Source organism: Streptomyces sp. TN58 (genome assembly GCF_001941845.1).
Classification (GTDB): Bacteria; Actinomycetota; Actinomycetes; order Streptomycetales; family Streptomycetaceae; genus Streptomyces.
This window is the reverse complement of the sequence record NZ_CP018870.1, coordinates 6,670,932-6,687,815: the sequence shown is the minus strand read 5'-3', so window position 1 is coordinate 6,687,815 and position 16,884 is coordinate 6,670,932. Positions and strand designations below refer to the sequence as shown.

The window sequence follows — 16,884 nt, the reverse complement described above, 5'->3', positions numbered from 1 at the left end:
GCCACAACGCGGCCGACCCGCGGCGCCTCGCAGGTCAGAGCACGGCTCTCACGACGACGCCGACCTCCCGGCCCCCTTGGCCGCTACCCGTCCCCACCTGACGGTTGCCCACCGCGATCTCGCCGCCCAACCCGACACCCTCACTGGCTAGGCATGGTTTCCTGCGCCGATCGGGTCGCCATTGCGGATGCCGCCCGGTACGGTCCCCCGCATCCGAGCCCGCCGGATCAGACCCAGGCCGCGCCGCTGTCCGGGAGTCCGCGTCGGCAGGGGACCGATTGCCCGTCGCGCGATGTGGGGAGCCGACCGGGCACCTGGGTGCTCCATGGGGTGTCGGCGGTTCAGGGGGCTGCAACGATGACGGCGTAGCTGCCGGTGCCGAGGAGGCGCTCGCCATCGACCTCCTGGCCACTGAGGATGATGCGCTGGATGTGCCCCGTGGTCGCGTCGAACTCGATGTCCTGCACCGCCCCGAGGTCCTGCCCGGTCTCGGTCAGTACGCGTTTGCCGAGCGGGTCGTGATGCTTGCCCGTCGGGGTCTTGGTGTCGTCCTCGGTCTGGAAGTCGTCGGCGGAGCGGACGGTGATGGCGTCGGGTCCGAATGCCTGGATGTGGTTCCAGGTCACGAGGGTGCCGGGGGCTTTGGTCTTCACGCGGAGAGCGGCGATGCGGGCGGGTGAGGCGGCGACGGCGACCCCGGTGACGGTGGCAAGGGTTTCGGCGGTGGCCAGGCCGACGACGCCTTGGCCCTTGGTCTGGGTGAACAGTGGCATCGTCACGTCTCCCCTTCGAGGCGGGTGCGCAGCCCGCCGGCTGCTTCGGGGAACCCGACCAGGTCTCCGGCGGTGAATTCGCCGGTGGCGTCGGGGACGAGGACCATCTCGCCGGAAACGGCGACGGGCTTGATCACGGGCAGCAGGACCCGCTGGTGGCCGCGTCCGGCGGCCTCGAGCTCGTAGCCGGCCACGGTCGGGGTTCGGCCGGTCTCGATGATGGCGTCGACGATCTTGCCGAGGGTCGTGCCGCCGTCGGTCATGACCCGGGCACCGAGGATGTTGCCTCCGCCGGAGGCGGTGAGGTCCTTGGTCGTCTGGTCGTCCTCGGCGAGCGCGTTCTCGTCCCGGATCATGACCGCGTCCGGGCCGAGTGCGTGGACCTTGTTCCACGGCAGATCCCGCTTGAGGGGGCCGGAGAGCAGTCCGCGCCCGCTGAGGGTGAAGCACCGCACGGTGCCGCGGGCGGTATCGAAGACGATGTCCTTGACTTGGGCGACGTCCTCGCCGCCGAGGGTCACCACTGGCAGCTTGGCGATTTCACTCGCCCGCATGTACCGGCTCATGACCCAGTCCCGTCTCCGCCGCCCTGGGGCGGGCGCTTGCCGGCGATGACGCCGCCGCCGCGCCGCCGCACCTGGATGCCCAGCGCCGAGACGGCACACACCGCCACGGCCGCCAGGGCGATGACGAGCCAGATCCACCACTCCATCTGCGCCGACCTCCCGCACCTGCGCCCCTGCGTCCAGTATCCGCCGTCACTGACAGCGCTGCACCTGCCAGGCACCACCGGGTACCGCGGGAGACGTGTGCGGGCCGAAGGGTGACCATGAGGTATGGACGTGCCGCGCCCGCTGCAACGGCAGCAGGGCTACCTGCCGATCGCCGACCACGGTCTGATCGGTGACGGGAAGAGCTGCGCGCTGATCGGAAGGGACGGCGCCGTGGCCTTCATGTGCGTGCCCCGCTTCGATTCCGCACCGCTGTTCGCCGCCCTGCTGGACCGCAACCGCGGCGGCACTCTCGTGCTCGCTCCGGTGGAGACGCGGTGCAGCCGCCAGTGGTACGAGCCGGGCACCGGGGTGCTCGTGACCGAGATGACCGGGCCGGAGGGCACCGTGGAGGTCACCGACGCGTTCCTGCCGAAGCCGCGCGCCCGGCTGGAGGACGACGTCCCGGCCGGGGCCCGCCAGCTGCTCCGCCGAGCCCGGGTGACCCGCGGCCGGATGACACTGCATGTGAACGTCGCCCCTCGCCCTCCCGCGACCGTGCGGTGGGTGCCCGGACCAGAAGGTCACCGTCCGTATCGGGGCGACGCACCCCCTACCTGCCGTGGACACCACAGTGAGGCTGCGGGAGGGCGAGACGTTTACGCTCGGCCTGGACCGGGCGGCGGCCCGGCGCAGACCCATGAGGCAGCCACCCAGGGCAAGGCAACGCGGCGGCCGACCAGGTCCAGCACGACCTGTACGGGGAGATCCTGGACTGCGCCTTCCAGTGGGCGGCCACCGGAGGGCGACTGCCCGACAGACTGTGGCATCAACTCACCGGCCTGGTCCAGGCAGTCCGCACGGCCTGGCGGCGTCCGGACCACGGCATCTGGGAGGTCCGCACGCCCGGCAGGCCGTCTACCTACTCCGCCGCGATGTGCCAGGTCGCCCTCGACCGCGCGGCCGGTTGGCACGCCGGCTGAACCTGCCCGGCGACGCGGCCGGCTGGGCCGCCGACGCGAACGCGCTCACCGAGCGGATCCTCGCCGAAGCCTGGAACGACGAGGTGGGTGCGCTGGCTTCCCAGATAGGCGGCCAGGGAGGACTGGACGCCTCGCTCCTTGCCCTGCCGTTGCGCCGTGTCCTGCCGGCCGACCATCCACGCATGGCCGCGACCGCGCAGACCATAGGTGAGCGCCTCGACGCGGGTGGCGGTCTGCTGTTCCGTTACCTGCCCTAGGCCACCCCCGACGGGATCGACGAGCCGGAGGGAGCGTTCATGTTGTGCAGTTTCTGGATGGCCGACAATCTCGCAGGCCAGGGCCAGACCGATGAAGCCGGCGCGCTGTTCGAGCACCTGTGCTCCTACGCCAGCCCGCTCGGCCTGCTACCCGAGCAGATCGACCCCTCGGACGGCTCGTTCCTGGGAAACTTCCCCCAGGGGCTCAGCCACGTCGGACTGCTGTCCACCGCTGTGGTCCTCGCCCGCACCCAGCGCGGCATCCAGCCCGAAATGTCCACGGAAGCCTGGTTCAGGCACTGACCGACTCCCCCGACCCCTGCGGCTGCCTTCAGGGCCCGCCCGGGCGTTCCTCGTCTTGCGTGGCGCACGGTATGACGGCGACCGGGCAGTGGGCGTGGTGGAGCACATCGCCGCTGACCGAGCCGAGCATGAGACGCCTGAGCCCGCTACGGCCACGAGTGCCGGCCACCAGCAGTTCCGCAGTACGTGATGCCTCGGCCAGGACGCTCGCGGGCCGTCCCTCGCTCACATGCAACCGCAGCCGGGGCCACCGTTCCCGGTAGGCGGCGAGTTCGCGCTCCAGCGCCTGGGCCGCGCTGTCGCTCAGGGCCTGGTGGTCTGTGAGCACGGGCCCGGTGGTGCCGGCCCTCGCCAGCACCGGGGGCGCCACCACGTGGATCACGCCCAGGTCCGCCTCGCGGCGGACTGCCGCCTCCACTGCGAAGTCCATGACCTCGGTCGGCGCACCGCCTGCCTCCGCCCCGACCACGACCCGCCGGCGCTCCGCTCCGGGATCCGGCTCTTCGCCCGGGCGGATCACCAGGACGGGGCACCCGGAATGCGTGGCGACCTGAAGAGCAACCGATCCCAGCGGAAGCCGGGGAAACCCTCCCGAACCGCGGTGCCCGACCACGACCAGGGCCACCTCGTTCGAACGCCGCACGAGCGCCGGAGCTGGCGAACCCGAAACGATGTCGGGAACGACCCGGATCTGTGGGAACTCCTTCGCCACCAGGTCGGCGAAGGGAGCGATCACCCGTTCCGCCCGTTGCACGTGGTCCATCCCCGTCTCCTCCGAGCCGGGCGGCAGCGGCCACTCCACCGCGTGCAGAACCCGCAGGACTCCGCCGTGGGCCAGCGCCTCCCAGGCGGCAGCCCGCACCACCGGCACCAGTTCCTCTGCATCGACGACACCCACCACCACACCCCCGGAAGCCTGGGCAACGCCCGCCGGGTCTATCGCCTCCACGTGCGGCGGTGGCCCGGCGTGCACTCGGCTCCTGGGCGCCGCAGGCTGGCCGGTGTTCGTGCGGAAGAACCTGTCATGAAGGGCGAAGATGAGAACATGCCCGGCACCTCGCACACAGCGGAGGTGGTTTGGAATGGACGAGGGACCCGCTCTGTCGCCTCGCGAACGCAAAATCCTGTCGGACATCGAGCAGATCCTGGAAGCCGACGTCGAACTCCAGCACACGCTGAGTTCCACGGCCCCGCCGCGCGTCATCGCGTGGTCTCCCCTCGCGGCGGGAATTATCTGCATCCTGGCCGTACTCTGCCTCGGCCTGCTGGTAGCCGCCGCCGCGACCTCATCACCCATGCTGATCTGGTGTTTCGCCCTCGCCTGGGTCTCGCTACTCGTCATCACGGCGCTGTACCTGAGGGGCTGGTTCCGCAAGCGGAGAGCACGCTCGGGCGGCGCCTCCCGCTCTGCGGTAGCGGCCTTCCCCGGGGGAGTTAACGCAGAATCCGTCAAGGCCGCGGTACTGATCGCCTCACTCATCTCCGCAGCGGCCGCCGGCGCCGTGCTCCGGCGCCGCAACGCCGTCTACCGCCGGCTGTCCGACGAAGAGGAGCACGCCTCGGACAACGGCGGCGCCGATGACCCTGGGGCCGTGACGGGCGGCAGCAGCCGCTGACCGCGGCAGGTCAGTGCGGCTTCGATGAACGCTCTCGCGGCGAGTGGGGCGATGCGGGCGCTCCTGCCGGAGCGGCCGGTGCCGCCCAACTGCCGAGCAGGCGCAGCGCGGTGTCCGCGCGGGCGTCGGGGGCGGTGAAGACGACCAGGGACCGGTCCTCACCGCCGGGCAGCGCGAGCGTCTCGTACGCGAGGTCGAATCCGCCGACCACGGGGTGCCGGAAGGCCTTCGTGCCGTACGGCTTCTTGCCCACCTCCTGCTCCGCCCACAGGGAACGGAACTCCGCGCTGTGGCCGGACAGTTCGGCGACGATGCGGGCCAGCCGGACGTCACCGGGGCGGCGTCCGGCGGAGAAGCGCAGGAAGCCGACCGTCTGACGGGCCACGTCCTCCCATCGCGGGTACAGCTCCCGCGCGGTGGCGTCGAGGAACACGTGACGGGCGAGGTTGAGCCGTTCGCCGGGAGCTGGTATCGGGGCGCAGATGAGTGCGCGCGCCAGTTCGTTGGCGTCGAGGACGTCCATCGCGGGACCGAGGACGTACGCCGGCACGGCCCCCACCGCGGCCAGCAGGCGCCGTAGCCCGTCTCGTATGCACCCGCCCTGCGCAGGGTCCGCGGCATCGACCGGAGCCGGATCGACGGCGCTACGAGCGCGGGGCCGGTGTGCCAGGTCGTTCACGTGCGCCCGCTCGGCCGCGTTGAGGCGCAACACCCGTGCCAGGGCATCCAGTACGGAGTCGGACGGATGATGGGCGCGGCCCTGTTCCAGACGTGTGTAGTAGACGACGCTCACCCCGGCGAGCTCGGCGACCTCCTCGCGGCGCAGCCCCGCGACCCGTCGCCGGCCGGCGACGGGGATTCCGGCCGCCGCCGGAGTCACCCGGGCGCGCCGTGACATCAGGAAGCTGCCGAGCTCATTGGCTGGGTTCATACCCCCGATTATCCGTTGCGCGGCGCCCGGCAGCATGTCCCTGGCAGTACCCCCCAGCCCCGTGCGGGTCTCTTCGCCAGGTACTCGGGGGGTAATGGTTCCGCCTCCTTCCGGCCCGCACCGTGGACCCCGTCGCGATACGACAGCCGCGACGAACACGAACAAACACGAACAGGCAGGAGCATCTTCGATGCGCGCAGTGGTCTTCTCCCGGTACGGCGACGAAAGCGTCCTGGAGCTCACCGAACGGCCGTCGCCGACACCGGCGGACGGCGAGATCCTCGTGGAGGTCAAGGCCGCCGGCGTCAACCCCATCGACTGGAAGCACCGCGAGGGAGCGGTCCGGAGCGACCGGCCGTTCCCACTGGGGATGGGCTGGGACGTGGCGGGAGTGGTGCGGGCCACGGTGCCGGGCGGCCCGGCGATCGGCGAAGCCGTCTACGGAATGCTGCCGCTGCCGTACGGAGGCGCCTACCAGGAGCTGGCCGTCCTCCCCGCCTCCGCTGTCGCGCCCAAGCCGGCCCGGCTGTCCTACGCGGAGGCCGCAGCCGTGCCCTTGGCCGCCCTGACGGCCTGGCAGGCCCTGGAGGCGGCCGGAACGGACACCGGCGCGCAGGTCCTGGTGCACGCGGGAGCCGGCGGTGTCGGCCACTTCGCCGTCCAGTTCGCCCGGCACCTCGGGGCGCACGTCACCGCGACCGCCTCCGCCCGCAACCTGGACTTCCTGCGCCGGCTCGGCGTCGATGAGCCCGTCGACCGCGCGATGACGGACCTGGCGGCCTCGGGACCCTTCGACATCGTCCTGGACACCGTCGGAGGCCCGGTCCAGCACACGTCATGGCACCTCCTCCGGCCCGGCGGCACCCTCATCACGCTCCCCGAACCCGTCGACGAGACACACCGCCTGCCCGGCATCGCGGCCCGCCGCATCGTCGTCACCCCTGACGGCGAGGCCCTGCGCCGCATCGGCACCCTCATCGACTCCGGCTCCGTGCAGGTCGAGGTCGAGTCCGTCCTCCCCCTGAAGAAGGCGGCCGAAGCACACCGCATCAGCGCGGAGGGCCGGGTACGCGGCAAGCTGGTCCTGAGTCTGTGAGACACCGGCAGCCGACCGCACACCCGTCCGCTCCGCCCCGGAGCCGGAGGCAAGCCCCTCGCCCCTCGGCGGGCGATCTCAGGCCGGGACCCGCGCCACATGCGCTGTGACAGAGGACACGAGGAGGCTGTCCGTCTGTGCGCTACCAAGTCGCCCTCCCCCGACAGCAGCCTGGCCGCCTCCTTCTCACCGTCATCCGGTCCGCACGCACCCGGATGAGGAAGGGGCGTACGGCCATCTCCGCGGTGAGCCGCGGAGTGAGCGCGGCGAGCAGATCGCGGCCCGGTTCGAACACGTCGCGCGCCAGGCCGCGTTCGGCGACCGCCGCGTTGACGGGGAAGGTCGTCCATCCGGTGAAGTCCGGTCGGCTCAGGGCTGCGCCGACGGCGCCGGCGAAGGCCGGGTAGGCGTCCGGGAGATCGGCGAGGACGGCCTTCTTCACGGTGGTGACGCGTCGGCTGAAAGTCGAGCCCTTCAGTAGGGCCCCGCAGCCGCGGAGGGCGGTGGCCGATGCGGCGCCCGCCGCTGCCGTGACGGAGGCCAGCCGGTCCGTGGTGCGAGGGTTGATCAGTTCGTCGGCCGCGGGCACGGCTCGCCCTTCTTGTCTGGTTCCGGCACTTGCGGCGTGCCTGCCCCACGCGGTCGCAGGCCGCGGATGCCGGTTCGGCTACTGCTGGGTGCTGTGCAGCACTTCGGCGTGCCGCATCTCGTGGACCTCGCCGATCAGGCGGAAGAACTCCCCGGCGGCCGGATCCCCGGGCATCTCCTCCGCCGCCCGGGCGGCCGCCTCGGGCGAAGCCCAGAGGATGAGGTCGAGCAGGGAGCCGTCCTCGTAGCGGGCGAGGTGTGCGCCTAGGAAGTCGGACCCGTACCGCTCGCGCAGGAGGGAGGTCAGCCTGTCACGGTGGGCGGTCAGCTGCTCGGGGTTGGCACAGGCGAAGCGTACGTACTCGATGGTCATGTTCATAGGAACCCTTCCCTCATCGCCTCACGGAATTGGATTACTGAATGCGTGAGTGGAAGCTATCACGGATTCGAGGCAGGGAATCCGTGGGTCCGGTAGGCTGATGACATGTCCCTCAAGAACCTGCGCGAGATGCCGTGGATCGGCGAGCGGCCGGCCCTCGACCTGGCCAACACCGTCCTCGTCGGAGCCGGTCGTGCGGGCGGGGACGTCGATCTGCTGGCCGACCCGGAGCTGCTGGCGTCCTGGCGGGAGAAGGCGTTCGACCGGGAACTCGCCTGTCTGCCCCTGGACGATCTGGCGGAGCTGCGCGCCCCGGTCCGGGCCGCGCTGGACGCGGCGGCGCGGCAGGCGCCGCTGCCGGGTCCGGCGAGGGAGCGACTCAACGCGCTGGCCGCGCGGGCCCCGGTGACGTTCCGGGTCGACGACGCGGGCCACCTCGCGGAGCGGGAGGCCGGCGGGCCGGTCGCGGCGGCGGTCGCCCGGCAGGCGCTCGTACTGGCCGCCGGGCCGGAGCAGACGCGTTTGCGGCGCTGCCCGGCGCCGAGCTGCGGGATGTTCTTCCTCGCGCGCAGGCGAGATCAGGCGTGGTGTTCGATCGGCTGCGGCAACAGAGCGCGTGCCGCCCGCCGGGCGGGTAGCGCGGGCTGAGCCCGCCCCGGCGCCCACCCCGCCGCTTCACGAGTGAGCCACACCCGGCTCCGTGAGCCGTCGACGCGTTCGCGGATGAACATGGTTCCCCTTGTTCACAGCGTGAACGTGCAAGTGGTGACCGATCCCACCGGCAACCTGCCGCCTGCCCTCGTCGGTCCATCGCTCGCGCCCCTCCGCGCCTCGTCCACTTGGACAGGTGCCCGTGAGCAAGCGGAGAACGGACCAGGCCGGAGTGGTCGCGTTTCCCAGCAGTTGCAGGATCAAACGCCCCTGAGACCGACAATGACATAACATTCAAGTCGCAAATTTAGCACAGGGCAAATGAGTTACGGGTTCGTTACTTGCACACCCACTCGCACACAATGACCCGATTTACGCAGAAATGCTCAGCCATCCAGTGGTGCGAAGTGCACCAGCGACACCTCCGGCAATACCGGATAGGAGTAGGTCGCACAAGCCATTTCCTCAATGCAATTTCATTCTTTGCTGGGTAACTTCGGCCCGCATGACCACCGCTCGTGCCGAACCGACCCGCCCCCGAGACGACTCCCTCGACCTGCCTACCGGCCTGCGTCTGGACCGCCCCGTGGTGGCGGACGGCGGCTCCCTCTGGCGCTTGGCGCGCGATTCCAAGACCCTCGACGTCAACTCCTCGTACAGCTACCTGCTCTGGTGCCGCGACTTCGCCGACACCTCCGCAGTAGCCCGCGACGGCGCGGGCAAGCCCGTCGGATTCATCAGCGGACACCTTCGCCCCGAGTCGCCCCGGACCCTGCTGATCTGGCAGATCACCGTGGCCGAATCACTGCGCGGTCTGGGGGTGGCCGGAGCCCTTCTCGACACACTCACCGACCGGGTGGCCGCCGAGCACGGCCTCGACTGGCTGGAGACGAGCATCGCTCCCGGGAACTCGGCCTCGCAGCGCCTGTTCGCGACCTACGCGGAGCGACACGGCTCCGCGATCGCACGGGAAGCGCTCTTCGAGCCGGACCAATTCCCGGACGGCGCGCATGATCCGGAGATTCTGCACCGCATCGGGCCGCTGTCGTTGTGACACCCGCCCTCGCTGCCCCCACCGCACCCCAGCGCCCCACCACCTGAGCGACCGCGCGATCGCCCGTTCAGTGACACATACGTACTGGAGAACGCTTTGACCGTGACCGAGCCGCAGCTGACCGTCTTCGAGACAGTGGAATCGGAGGTGCGCAGCTACTGCCGCGCCTGGCCTGTGGTCTTCGAACACGCTGTCGGGAGCAGGCTGTACGACGAGCAGGGGCGCGAGTACCTGGACTTCTTCGCGGGGGCCGGCTCGCTGAACTACGGGCACAACCATCCGGTACTCAAACGCGCCCTGCTGGATTACATCGAGCGGGACGGGATCACCCACGCCCTGGACATGTCGACGACCGCCAAGAGAGCGTTCCTGGAGACCTTCCAGTCGAGGATCCTCGGCCCGCGCGAGCTTCCGTACAAGGTCATGTTCCCCGGCCCCACCGGTACCAACGCCGTCGAGGCGGCGCTGAAACTCGCACGGAAGGCGAAGGGGCGCGAGGCGGTGGTCTCCTTCACCAATGCCTTTCACGGCATGTCACTCGGCTCCCTCGCCGTAACGGGCAACGCCTTCAAGCGGGCCGGCGCCGGAATCCCGCTGGTGCACAGCACTCCCATGCCCTTCGACAACTACCTCGGGGGCAGGGTCCCGGACTTTCTCTGGTTCGAGCGACTGCTGGAGGACCAGGGATCCGGCCTCAACCATCCGGCGGCGGTCATCGTCGAGACGATCCAGGGCGAGGGCGGGATCAATGTGGCCCGCGCGGAATGGCTGCGCGCCCTCGCGGACCTGTGCCGACGCCGCGACATGCTGCTGATCGTCGACGACATCCAGATGGGCTGCGGCCGTACCGGCGAGTTCTTCTCCTTCGAGGAGGCGGGCATCACGCCCGACATCGTCACCCTGTCCAAGTCCATCAGCGGATACGGACTGCCCATGGCCCTGTGCCTGTTCAAGCCCGAACTGGACCTCTGGGAGCCGGGCGAGCACAACGGCACCTTCCGCGGCAACAACCCGGCCTTCGTCACCGCGACCGCCGCCTTGGAGACCTACTGGAGCGACGGAGCCCTGCGCGAGCGGACGCTCGTGCACGGCGGCCGGATCGAGCGCGCTCTGCGCGAACTGTGCGCCGACCACGGGCGGCTGGGGGCGAGTTACCGGGGGCGCGGCCTCGTGTGGGGCATCGAGTTCACCCACAAGGAGCGCGCAGCAGCCGTTTGCCGGAAGGCCTTCGAGCACGGCCTCCTCATCGAGTCCTCCGGTCCCGAGGACGAAGTGGTGAAGCTGCTTCCCCCTCTCACCGTGAGCGCCGACGAACTCGACGAAGGGCTGGACATCCTGGCCCGCTCCGTCCGCGAAACCGCCTGACCGACACCGCCGCAGCCGACGAAGGGCACCACCGTGATCATCCGCTCGTTCAGGGACATCGAAGGAACCGACCGGCACGTGAAGGCCGCATCGGGCACCTGGGAGAGCAAACGCATCGTCCTGGCCAAGGAACGCGTCGGCTTCTCCCTGCACGAGACCGTCCTCTACGCCGGCACCGAGACGTCGATGTGGTAGGCGCACCACGTCGAGGCCGTCGTCTGCACGGAGGGCGAGGCCGAACTCACCGACGAGGAGACCGGCCGGACCTACACCATCACGCCGGGAACCATGTACCTGCTCGACGGCCACGAGCGGCACACCCTGCGCGTGAAGCGCGAGTTCCGCTGCCTGTGCATCTTCAACCCGCCGGTCACCGGCCGCGAGGACCACGACGAGAACGGCGTGTACCCACTGCTCACCGAACCCGACCCCACCTGACCCGTGACGAGAGGAGAGGCAGGCACCACCATGAGCACCGCATCCGCCCGCACCATCAAGGACCTGTACCCGACCCGAGGCTCCGAGGAGGCGTTCATCGGCCGCAAGGACCCGGTCGTCTGGTCCGAGCCCGGCACCCCCGGGCCCCTGTGGGCCCACGAGCTGGAGAGCTACGAGCGTGACGGGTTCCTTCCCGTCGACCAGCTCGTCGCACCCGACGACGTGGACGTCTACCGGGCCGAGATGAACCGGCTGATCGGCGATCCCGAGATGCGCCACGACGAACGGTCCATCGTCGAGCCGAAGTCGGGGGAGGTCCGGTCTGTCTTCGAGGTGCACCGGATCAGCGAGGTCTTCGCCCGGCTCGCCGCTGATCCGCGCGTGGTCGGCCGGGCCCGCCAGATCCTGGGCTCGGACGTCTACGTGCACCAGTCGCGGATCAACGTCAAGCCCGGGTTCGGTGCCAGCGGCTTCTACTGGCACTCGGACTTCGAGACCTGGCACGCCGAGGACGGTCTGCCGCGTATGCGGACCGTGTCGGTGTCCATCGCCCTCACGCCGAACTACGCCACCAACGGCGGTCTCATGATCATGCCGGGCTCGCACCGCACCTTCCTGGGCTGCGCCGGCGCGACGCCGGAGGACAACTATAAAAAGTCCCTCCAGATGCAGGACGCCGGTACGCCCTCGGGCGACGCGCTGACCAAGTTCGCCTCGGCCTGCGGCATCAAGCTCTTCACCGGCAAGGCGGGCTCCGCCACCTGGTTCGACTGCAACGCGATGCACGGTTCCGGGGACAACATCACGCCCTACCCGCGCAGCAACGTCTTCCTCGTGTTCAACAGCGTGGAGAACCTGCCCGACGAGCCCTTCGCCGCCCCGGTCCGCCGCCCCGGACACATCGCCTCGCGGGACTTCACGCCCCTGCGTTGACGGCTCCGACGGGCCGGTCGGGCAAGCGGCACGCCGGGTCGGGCCGGCGGGACGCCGCGCCCCCACTCCTCAGCGAAAGGAACGAGATGCCTGAACACATGGACCTCTCCCGCAGGAGGTTCCTCTCCCGTACGGCGCTCCTCGGGGGTGTGGCCCTGACACCCGGGCTGATCACGGCGTGCAGCCGAACCGAGGCCGGCACCGGGGCGGCTGGGCATGAGGGTGACCTGCTGGCGAAGCTGCGCGCGCAGGGGTTCGTCCGCATCGGGTTCGCGGGCGAGGCCCCCTACGGGTTCAAGGACGGCAACGAGCTCGCCGGGGAGGCCCCTACTCTGCACAAGGAGATCTTCACGGCCCTCGGAGTGGCCGAACTCCGCGCCACGCTGACGGACTTCGGCGCGCTGATCCCGGGTCTGCTGGCCGACCGGTTCGACGTGGTCAGCGCGGGCATGGCGATCACACCGGAACGCTGCGCCAAGGTGGTGTTCTCGGAGCCCGAATTCGTCTCCCCCACCGCTTTGATGGTCCCCAGGGGCAACCCCAAGGCCCTGAGCGACCTGAAGTCGGCCGCCTCCCGGGGCGTCACGGTCGGTGTGCTGACCGCCGCAGTCGAGGCCTCGTACGCCAAGGGGGCCGGGGTCTCCGACTCCGCGATCAAGTCGCTCGCGAAGCAACAGGACGGGCTCGACGCATTGGTGGCGGGGCGGATCGACGCCTTCGCGCTGACCGGGATCTCGCTGCGCTGGCTGGCGAAGGCGAACGCCGGCGCGGCGGTGGACGTGCTGGAGCCGTTCGTGCCCGAGCTGAACGGTGCGCCGCAGTACAGCCCGGGGGGTGCGGTCTTCCGGCCGGGTGCGACGGCACTGCGTGACGCCTTCAACGGCGAACTGGCCAAGATCACCGGCGATCCGGCCCGCTACGTCTCGCTGATCGGGAAGTACGGATTCACCGAGCGGGAGGTGCCGCCCGCCACGCTCCGGACGGCCGACCTCTGCAAGGCGTGACGAGCCATCCAGGTGACTGATTTCTTCACGGAATTCGCCCGTTCCCTGCCCAGCGTCGGCCGGGGTGTGGTGGTGACCCTCCAGGCCACCGCGCTCAGCGCGGCCGTGGCTCTGGCAGTGGCCTTCGCCTTCGGACTGATGACGCGCTCGTCGCGACTGCTCGTACGGGGGCCCGCCCGGTTCGCCGTCGAGTTCTTCCGGGGCACATCTCTGTACGTGCAGCTGTTCTGGCTGTTCTTCGCCCTTCCCGTGCTCGGCTTCCGACTGGAGCCCATGGCCTGCGCCGTCGTCGCGTTCGGCCTGAACTTGGCCTACGGATCCGAAGTGGTCCGCGGAGCGCTGAACGCGGTCCCACGAGCCCAGTGGGAAGCGGCGGTCGCACTGGGGATGAGTCCGCGGCTGCGTATGAGGCGGGTCATCCTGCCGCAGGCCTGGGTGCAGATGATCCCGCCGTTCGGCAACCTCCTCATCCAGCTCCTGAAGGCCACGCCGCTGCTGTCCCTCATCACCATCGCCGACCTCACCTTCCAGATGGACCAGCTGAGGTCGCTCACCGGCAGCACTGCCGAGGCGTACCTCGCGATCCTGGTGATCTACTACGCCATCGCCGCCGGGATGAATTCCCTGATGCGCGCGACGGAGTCGGCGGCGAAGACCCGGCTGGGCCAGGACGCGGAGGCTTCCTGATGTGGTCCTGGGAGACGGCCCGCGAGGGTCTGCCCGTGGTCATGAGCGGTTTCGGGATCACCCTGCTCGCGACCGTGCTCGGGTCCGTCGTGGCGACGGTGCTGGGGCTGTTGATCGCAGTGCTCCTGCGTACGCCGACGCGCTGGCTCGCCCTTCCGCTGCGCGCGGCCGCCGATTTCGTCCGGTCCACCCCGGTGATGATCCAGTTGTTCGCCGCGTGGGTGCTCGTACCGGGGCTGGACGCGCTGACGCTGGGCATCGCCGTGCTGGGTATCCACTACGCGACGTACACCTGCGAGGTGTACCGCGCGGGCATCGACGCGGTGCCCAAGGGACAGTGGGAGGCCTGCCTCGCCCTCTCGCTGCCGCGGCGGCGGGTGTGGTGGGCCGTGGTGCTCCCGCAAGCGGTGCGCAACGTGCTGCCCGCCCTGGGCAACTACGTGATCTCCATGTTCAAGGAGACCCCGTTCCTCTCGGTGATCGCCGTACAGGAGATGGTCCACCGGGCGAACGAGTACGGCAGCGTCCACTTCGCCTACCTCGAAGCCTTCACCTTGGCCGCCCTCGTCTTCCTGGCCGCGAGCTATCCCACCTCCGTATTGATGAGACGACTGGAGAAGCGCCTTGCCCAGTGAGACCGGGACCGCGGGTTCGGAGATGGTCCGCTTCGAGGGAGTGGTCAAGCGCTTCGGCGACCACACGGTGCTGGACGGGCTCGACCTGCGGGTCGGCCGAGGCGAGCGGGTGACCTTGATCGGGCCCAGCGGCTCGGGCAAGACCACCATCCTGCGCCTCCTCATGACACTTGAGCGGGTCACCGAAGGCACCATCCACGTCGACGGAAAGCCCTTCTCCCACATGCCGGCGGCCAGGGACGGATCCCTCGTACCGGCGGACGAGAAACACCTCGCCGGAACGCGACGGCGCATCGGCATGGTCTTCCAGCAGTTCAACCTCTTCCCGCACATGAAGGTGCTGGAGAACGTCATGGAAGCGCCCGTCCACGTACTGGGCCTGAGCCGGGACGAGGCGGCGGAGCGGGCGCGGGAGCTACTGGATCTGGTGGGACTCCACGACAAGCTCGTCGCACACCCCACGCGGCTCTCGGGCGGCCAGCAGCAGCGGGTCGCCATCGCCCGCGCCCTGGCCATGCGGCCGGACATCCTGCTGCTGGACGAGGTCACCTCGGCGTTGGACCCCGAGTTGGTGGCCGGGGTCCTGGACGTCCTGAGGGACATCGCCCGGACCACCGACATCACCATGCTGTGCGTGACCCACGAAATGGAATTCGCGCGGGACGTCTCGGACCGGGTCTTCATGTTCGACCACGGCCGGATCCTGGAATCGGGACCGCCGGAACAGCTCTTCGAAGCTCCCGAGAAGGAACGGACCAGGACGTTCCTGGGTGCGGTCCGGTGAGCTTCCATACACGAACTCGCGCATACACGGGTCCACATTGAGACACATCCCACTTTGCGAACCCTATACGCATGCTTGAACAAACCCTGGGGAAAAGACCGGGTTGCCGGGGAACCGGCGCCGACCGATCGGAAAAGAAGGCTGCTTGCTCTTGTCGATACAAAGAACGATCCATACGGCCGGCACGTGGCGGGCCGCCCTCGCGGGTGACAGCCGCGAGGTGATCGATCCGGCGGACGGTCTGCCCTTCGCCGTGGTCGCCGAAGGCCGCGCCGAGGACGCCGACGCCGCCGTCGCTTCGGCGCGCGCGGCCTTCGACGGCGGCGCCTGGCCGCACACGCCGGTCGCCGGGCGGGCCGCGCTGTTGCGGCGGGTCGCCTCCCTGCTGATCAGGGACCGCGAGGAACTGGCCCTGCTGGAGAGCCGGGACGCGGGCAAGACCGTCACGGAAGGACGCATCGACGTCGCCTGCGTTGCCGACGCCTTCCGCTACTTCGCCGATCTGGTGCTCGCGGAAGGCGCAGGGCGCGTCGTCGACGCCGGATCGGAGACGGTGCACAGCGTGGTCGTGCACGAACCGGTCGGCGTCTGCGCACTGATCACTCCGTGGAACTACCCCCTGTTGCAGGCAAGCTGGAAGATCGCGCCGGCACTGGCAGCCGGGAACACCTTCGTCGTCAAACCGAGTGAGCTGACTCCGCTGACCACGGTCGCGCTCGTCGCCCTGCTGACGGAGGCGGGACTCCCGCCCGGCGTCGCGAACCTCGTCACCGGCGCCGGCCAGAACGTGGGCGCGCGCCTGGCCGAGCATCCGGACGTGGACCTCGTCTCGTTCACCGGTGGCCTCGCCAGTGGCATCAAGGTGGCGCAGGCCGCGGCACCCGGTGTCAAGAAGGTGGCGCTGGAGCTGGGCGGGAAGAACCCGAACGTGGTCTTCGCCGACGCCTGCGAGACGCAGGAGGGCTTCGACACGGCGGTGGACCAGGCCCTCAACGCGGCCTTCATCCACAGCGGGCAGGTGTGTTCCGCGGGCGGCCGCCTCATCATCGAAGAGTCGGTGCGCGAGCGGTTCGTCGCAGAACTCGCCCGACGCGCGGACCGCATCCGCCTGGGCCGGGGCACCGAGAAGGGCGTCGAATGCGGACCGCTCGTCTCCCTGGCACAGCTGGAGCGCACCGAGGGGTACGTCGCCTCGGCGCTGGCCGACGGCGCGGTCCTGCGCAGCGGCGGAGCCCGGCCGCGCCCCAGCGAAGTCCGGCCCGAGGGCGGGTACTTCTACGAGCCGACGGTGCTCGACCGGTGCCACCGCCGGATGCGCGTGGTCCGCGAGGAGATCTTCGGACCTGTGCTGACCGTGGAAACCTTCCGCACCGAGGACGAGGCCGTGTCCTTGGCCAACGACACCGAGTACGGGCTGGCGGGCGCCGTGTGGACCGCCGACGCCGGCCGGGCCCGGCGCGTGGCCGGGAAGCTTCGGCACGGAACGGTCTGGATCAACGACTTCCACCCGTACCTGCCGCAGGCCGAGTGGGGCGGCTTCGGGAAGTCGGGCATCGGGCGAGAGCTGGGGCCGTCGGGGCTCGCCGAGTACCGAGAGTCCAAGCACATCTACCAGAACCTCGCGCCGCGCCCCGTGAGGTGGTTCTCGGGATGACGCCGCCGCCCGGCCACCGGAGCCACCCGGCTCGCCCGGGCCC

At 70.1% G+C, this 16,884-nt stretch carries 21 protein-coding genes and 2 pseudogenes; 16 read left to right on the top strand and 7 right to left on the bottom strand.

The window, feature by feature from the left end:
• Nucleotides 1-341: 341 nt before the first annotated feature.
• The 3 genes from BSL84_RS30210 to BSL84_RS36665 are packed head-to-tail and all read right to left on the bottom strand — an operon-like array spanning nucleotide 342 to nucleotide 1,485.
• On the bottom strand, nucleotides 342-773 hold the full coding sequence (locus BSL84_RS30210; RefSeq protein ID WP_075971625.1) for a PRC-barrel domain-containing protein: 432 nt from the start codon (nucleotides 771-773) through the stop codon (nucleotides 342-344).
• Between the two features lie 2 nt (nucleotides 774-775).
• Nucleotides 776-1,327: a PRC-barrel domain-containing protein gene (locus BSL84_RS30205; protein ID WP_234363561.1), complete on the bottom strand. Its 552-nt coding sequence runs from the start codon at nucleotides 1,325-1,327 to the stop codon at nucleotides 776-778.
• Nucleotides 1,328-1,335: 8 nt separating this feature from the next.
• Complete coding sequence (locus BSL84_RS36665; RefSeq protein ID WP_199838766.1) at nucleotides 1,336-1,485, bottom strand: hypothetical protein; 150 nt, start codon at nucleotides 1,483-1,485, stop codon at nucleotides 1,336-1,338.
• Nucleotides 1,486-1,609: 124 nt separating this feature from the next.
• Between BSL84_RS36665 and BSL84_RS37195 the strand changes: the two are divergent.
• From BSL84_RS37195 to BSL84_RS37180, 4 genes and pseudogenes are all read left to right on the top strand, one after another.
• Nucleotides 1,610-1,975, top strand: a pseudogene (locus BSL84_RS37195) (trehalase-like domain-containing protein); the annotation flags it as partial.
• 263 nt (nucleotides 1,976-2,238) lie between these two features.
• Nucleotides 2,239-2,466, top strand: coding sequence for a glycoside hydrolase family 15 protein (locus BSL84_RS37190; RefSeq protein ID WP_324616568.1), 228 nt, complete (start codon nucleotides 2,239-2,241; stop codon nucleotides 2,464-2,466).
• Nucleotides 2,451-2,723 (top strand): hypothetical protein, encoded by a 273-nt coding sequence (locus tag BSL84_RS37185; RefSeq protein ID WP_234363660.1) that lies wholly within the window; start codon nucleotides 2,451-2,453, stop codon nucleotides 2,721-2,723. The genes BSL84_RS37190 and BSL84_RS37185 overlap by 16 nt, the downstream gene beginning before the upstream one ends.
• A 57-nt stretch (nucleotides 2,724-2,780) precedes the next feature.
• Nucleotides 2,781-3,026: a glycoside hydrolase family 15 protein gene (locus BSL84_RS37180; RefSeq protein ID WP_234363560.1), complete on the top strand. Its 246-nt coding sequence runs from the start codon at nucleotides 2,781-2,783 to the stop codon at nucleotides 3,024-3,026.
• 28 nt (nucleotides 3,027-3,054) lie between these two features.
• Here BSL84_RS37180 and BSL84_RS30195 read toward each other — a convergent pair whose 3' ends face one another.
• Complete coding sequence (locus BSL84_RS30195) at nucleotides 3,055-3,924, bottom strand: universal stress protein (protein WP_234363559.1); 870 nt, start codon at nucleotides 3,922-3,924, stop codon at nucleotides 3,055-3,057.
• Between the two features lie 184 nt (nucleotides 3,925-4,108).
• On the opposite strand from BSL84_RS30195, the gene BSL84_RS35765 reads away from it, so the two are divergent.
• A complete protein-coding gene (locus BSL84_RS35765; RefSeq protein WP_075971623.1) occupies nucleotides 4,109-4,642 on the top strand; it encodes a DUF3040 domain-containing protein in 534 nt (177 codons plus the stop codon).
• A gap of 10 nt (nucleotides 4,643-4,652) precedes the next feature.
• Here BSL84_RS35765 and BSL84_RS30185 read toward each other — a convergent pair whose 3' ends face one another.
• On the bottom strand, nucleotides 4,653-5,573 hold the full coding sequence (locus tag BSL84_RS30185; protein WP_075971622.1) for a helix-turn-helix transcriptional regulator: 921 nt from the start codon (nucleotides 5,571-5,573) through the stop codon (nucleotides 4,653-4,655).
• 190 nt (nucleotides 5,574-5,763) lie between these two features.
• Between BSL84_RS30185 and BSL84_RS30180 the strand changes: the two genes are divergently transcribed.
• Nucleotides 5,764-6,669, top strand: a complete 906-nt coding sequence (locus BSL84_RS30180) for an NADP-dependent oxidoreductase (RefSeq protein ID WP_075971621.1) — start codon at nucleotides 5,764-5,766, stop codon at nucleotides 6,667-6,669.
• A 142-nt stretch (nucleotides 6,670-6,811) separates the two neighbouring features.
• Here the strand turns inward: BSL84_RS30180 and BSL84_RS30175 are convergent, their stop codons facing one another.
• Nucleotides 6,812-7,258, bottom strand: coding sequence for a hypothetical protein (locus BSL84_RS30175; protein ID WP_075971620.1), 447 nt, complete (start codon nucleotides 7,256-7,258; stop codon nucleotides 6,812-6,814).
• Nucleotides 7,259-7,336: 78 nt separating this feature from the next.
• Nucleotides 7,337-7,636 carry a hypothetical protein gene (locus BSL84_RS30170; protein WP_075971619.1) on the bottom strand — a complete coding sequence of 100 codons (300 nt, stop codon included), beginning with the start codon at nucleotides 7,634-7,636 and terminating at the stop codon, nucleotides 7,337-7,339.
• A gap of 105 nt (nucleotides 7,637-7,741) precedes the next feature.
• Between BSL84_RS30170 and BSL84_RS30165 the strand changes: the two genes are divergently transcribed.
• The 10 genes and pseudogenes from BSL84_RS30165 to BSL84_RS30120 all read left to right on the top strand — a co-directional run bounded on the left by BSL84_RS30165 (nucleotide 7,742) and on the right by BSL84_RS30120 (nucleotide 16,841).
• Nucleotides 7,742-8,284 carry an ABATE domain-containing protein gene (locus BSL84_RS30165; protein WP_075971618.1) on the top strand — a complete coding sequence of 181 codons (543 nt, stop codon included), beginning with the start codon at nucleotides 7,742-7,744 and terminating at the stop codon, nucleotides 8,282-8,284.
• Between the two features lie 508 nt (nucleotides 8,285-8,792).
• Complete coding sequence (gene ectA, locus BSL84_RS30160) at nucleotides 8,793-9,341, top strand: diaminobutyrate acetyltransferase (protein WP_075971617.1); 549 nt, start codon at nucleotides 8,793-8,795, stop codon at nucleotides 9,339-9,341.
• Nucleotides 9,342-9,437: 96 nt separating this feature from the next.
• Nucleotides 9,438-10,706 (top strand): diaminobutyrate--2-oxoglutarate transaminase, encoded by a 1,269-nt coding sequence (ectB, locus tag BSL84_RS30155; protein WP_075971616.1) that lies wholly within the window; start codon nucleotides 9,438-9,440, stop codon nucleotides 10,704-10,706.
• Nucleotides 10,707-10,739: 33 nt separating this feature from the next.
• Nucleotides 10,740-11,144, top strand: a pseudogene (locus BSL84_RS30150) (ectoine synthase).
• 30 nt (nucleotides 11,145-11,174) lie between these two features.
• The gene (thpD, locus tag BSL84_RS30145) at nucleotides 11,175-12,077 is read left to right on the top strand and encodes an ectoine hydroxylase (protein ID WP_075971615.1); all 903 of its coding nucleotides are present in this window, start codon (nucleotides 11,175-11,177) and stop codon (nucleotides 12,075-12,077) included.
• Nucleotides 12,078-12,163: 86 nt separating this feature from the next.
• Nucleotides 12,164-13,081: an ectoine/hydroxyectoine ABC transporter substrate-binding protein EhuB gene (gene ehuB, locus BSL84_RS30140; RefSeq protein WP_075971614.1), complete on the top strand. Its 918-nt coding sequence runs from the start codon at nucleotides 12,164-12,166 to the stop codon at nucleotides 13,079-13,081.
• 12 nt (nucleotides 13,082-13,093) lie between these two features.
• Nucleotides 13,094-13,768, top strand: coding sequence for an ectoine/hydroxyectoine ABC transporter permease subunit EhuC (ehuC, locus tag BSL84_RS30135; protein WP_075971613.1), 675 nt, complete (start codon nucleotides 13,094-13,096; stop codon nucleotides 13,766-13,768).
• Nucleotides 13,768-14,403 carry an ectoine/hydroxyectoine ABC transporter permease subunit EhuD gene (ehuD, locus tag BSL84_RS30130; RefSeq protein ID WP_075971612.1) on the top strand — a complete coding sequence of 212 codons (636 nt, stop codon included), beginning with the start codon at nucleotides 13,768-13,770 and terminating at the stop codon, nucleotides 14,401-14,403. Before ehuC ends, ehuD begins: the two co-directional genes overlap by 1 nt.
• Before the next feature lie 22 nt (nucleotides 14,404-14,425).
• Nucleotides 14,426-15,187, top strand: coding sequence for an ectoine/hydroxyectoine ABC transporter ATP-binding protein EhuA (ehuA, locus tag BSL84_RS30125; protein WP_075972311.1), 762 nt, complete (start codon nucleotides 14,426-14,428; stop codon nucleotides 15,185-15,187).
• A gap of 151 nt (nucleotides 15,188-15,338) precedes the next feature.
• Nucleotides 15,339-16,841, top strand: coding sequence for an aldehyde dehydrogenase family protein (locus BSL84_RS30120; RefSeq protein ID WP_420718796.1), 1,503 nt, complete (start codon nucleotides 15,339-15,341; stop codon nucleotides 16,839-16,841).
• Nucleotides 16,842-16,884: the final 43 nt, after the last annotated feature.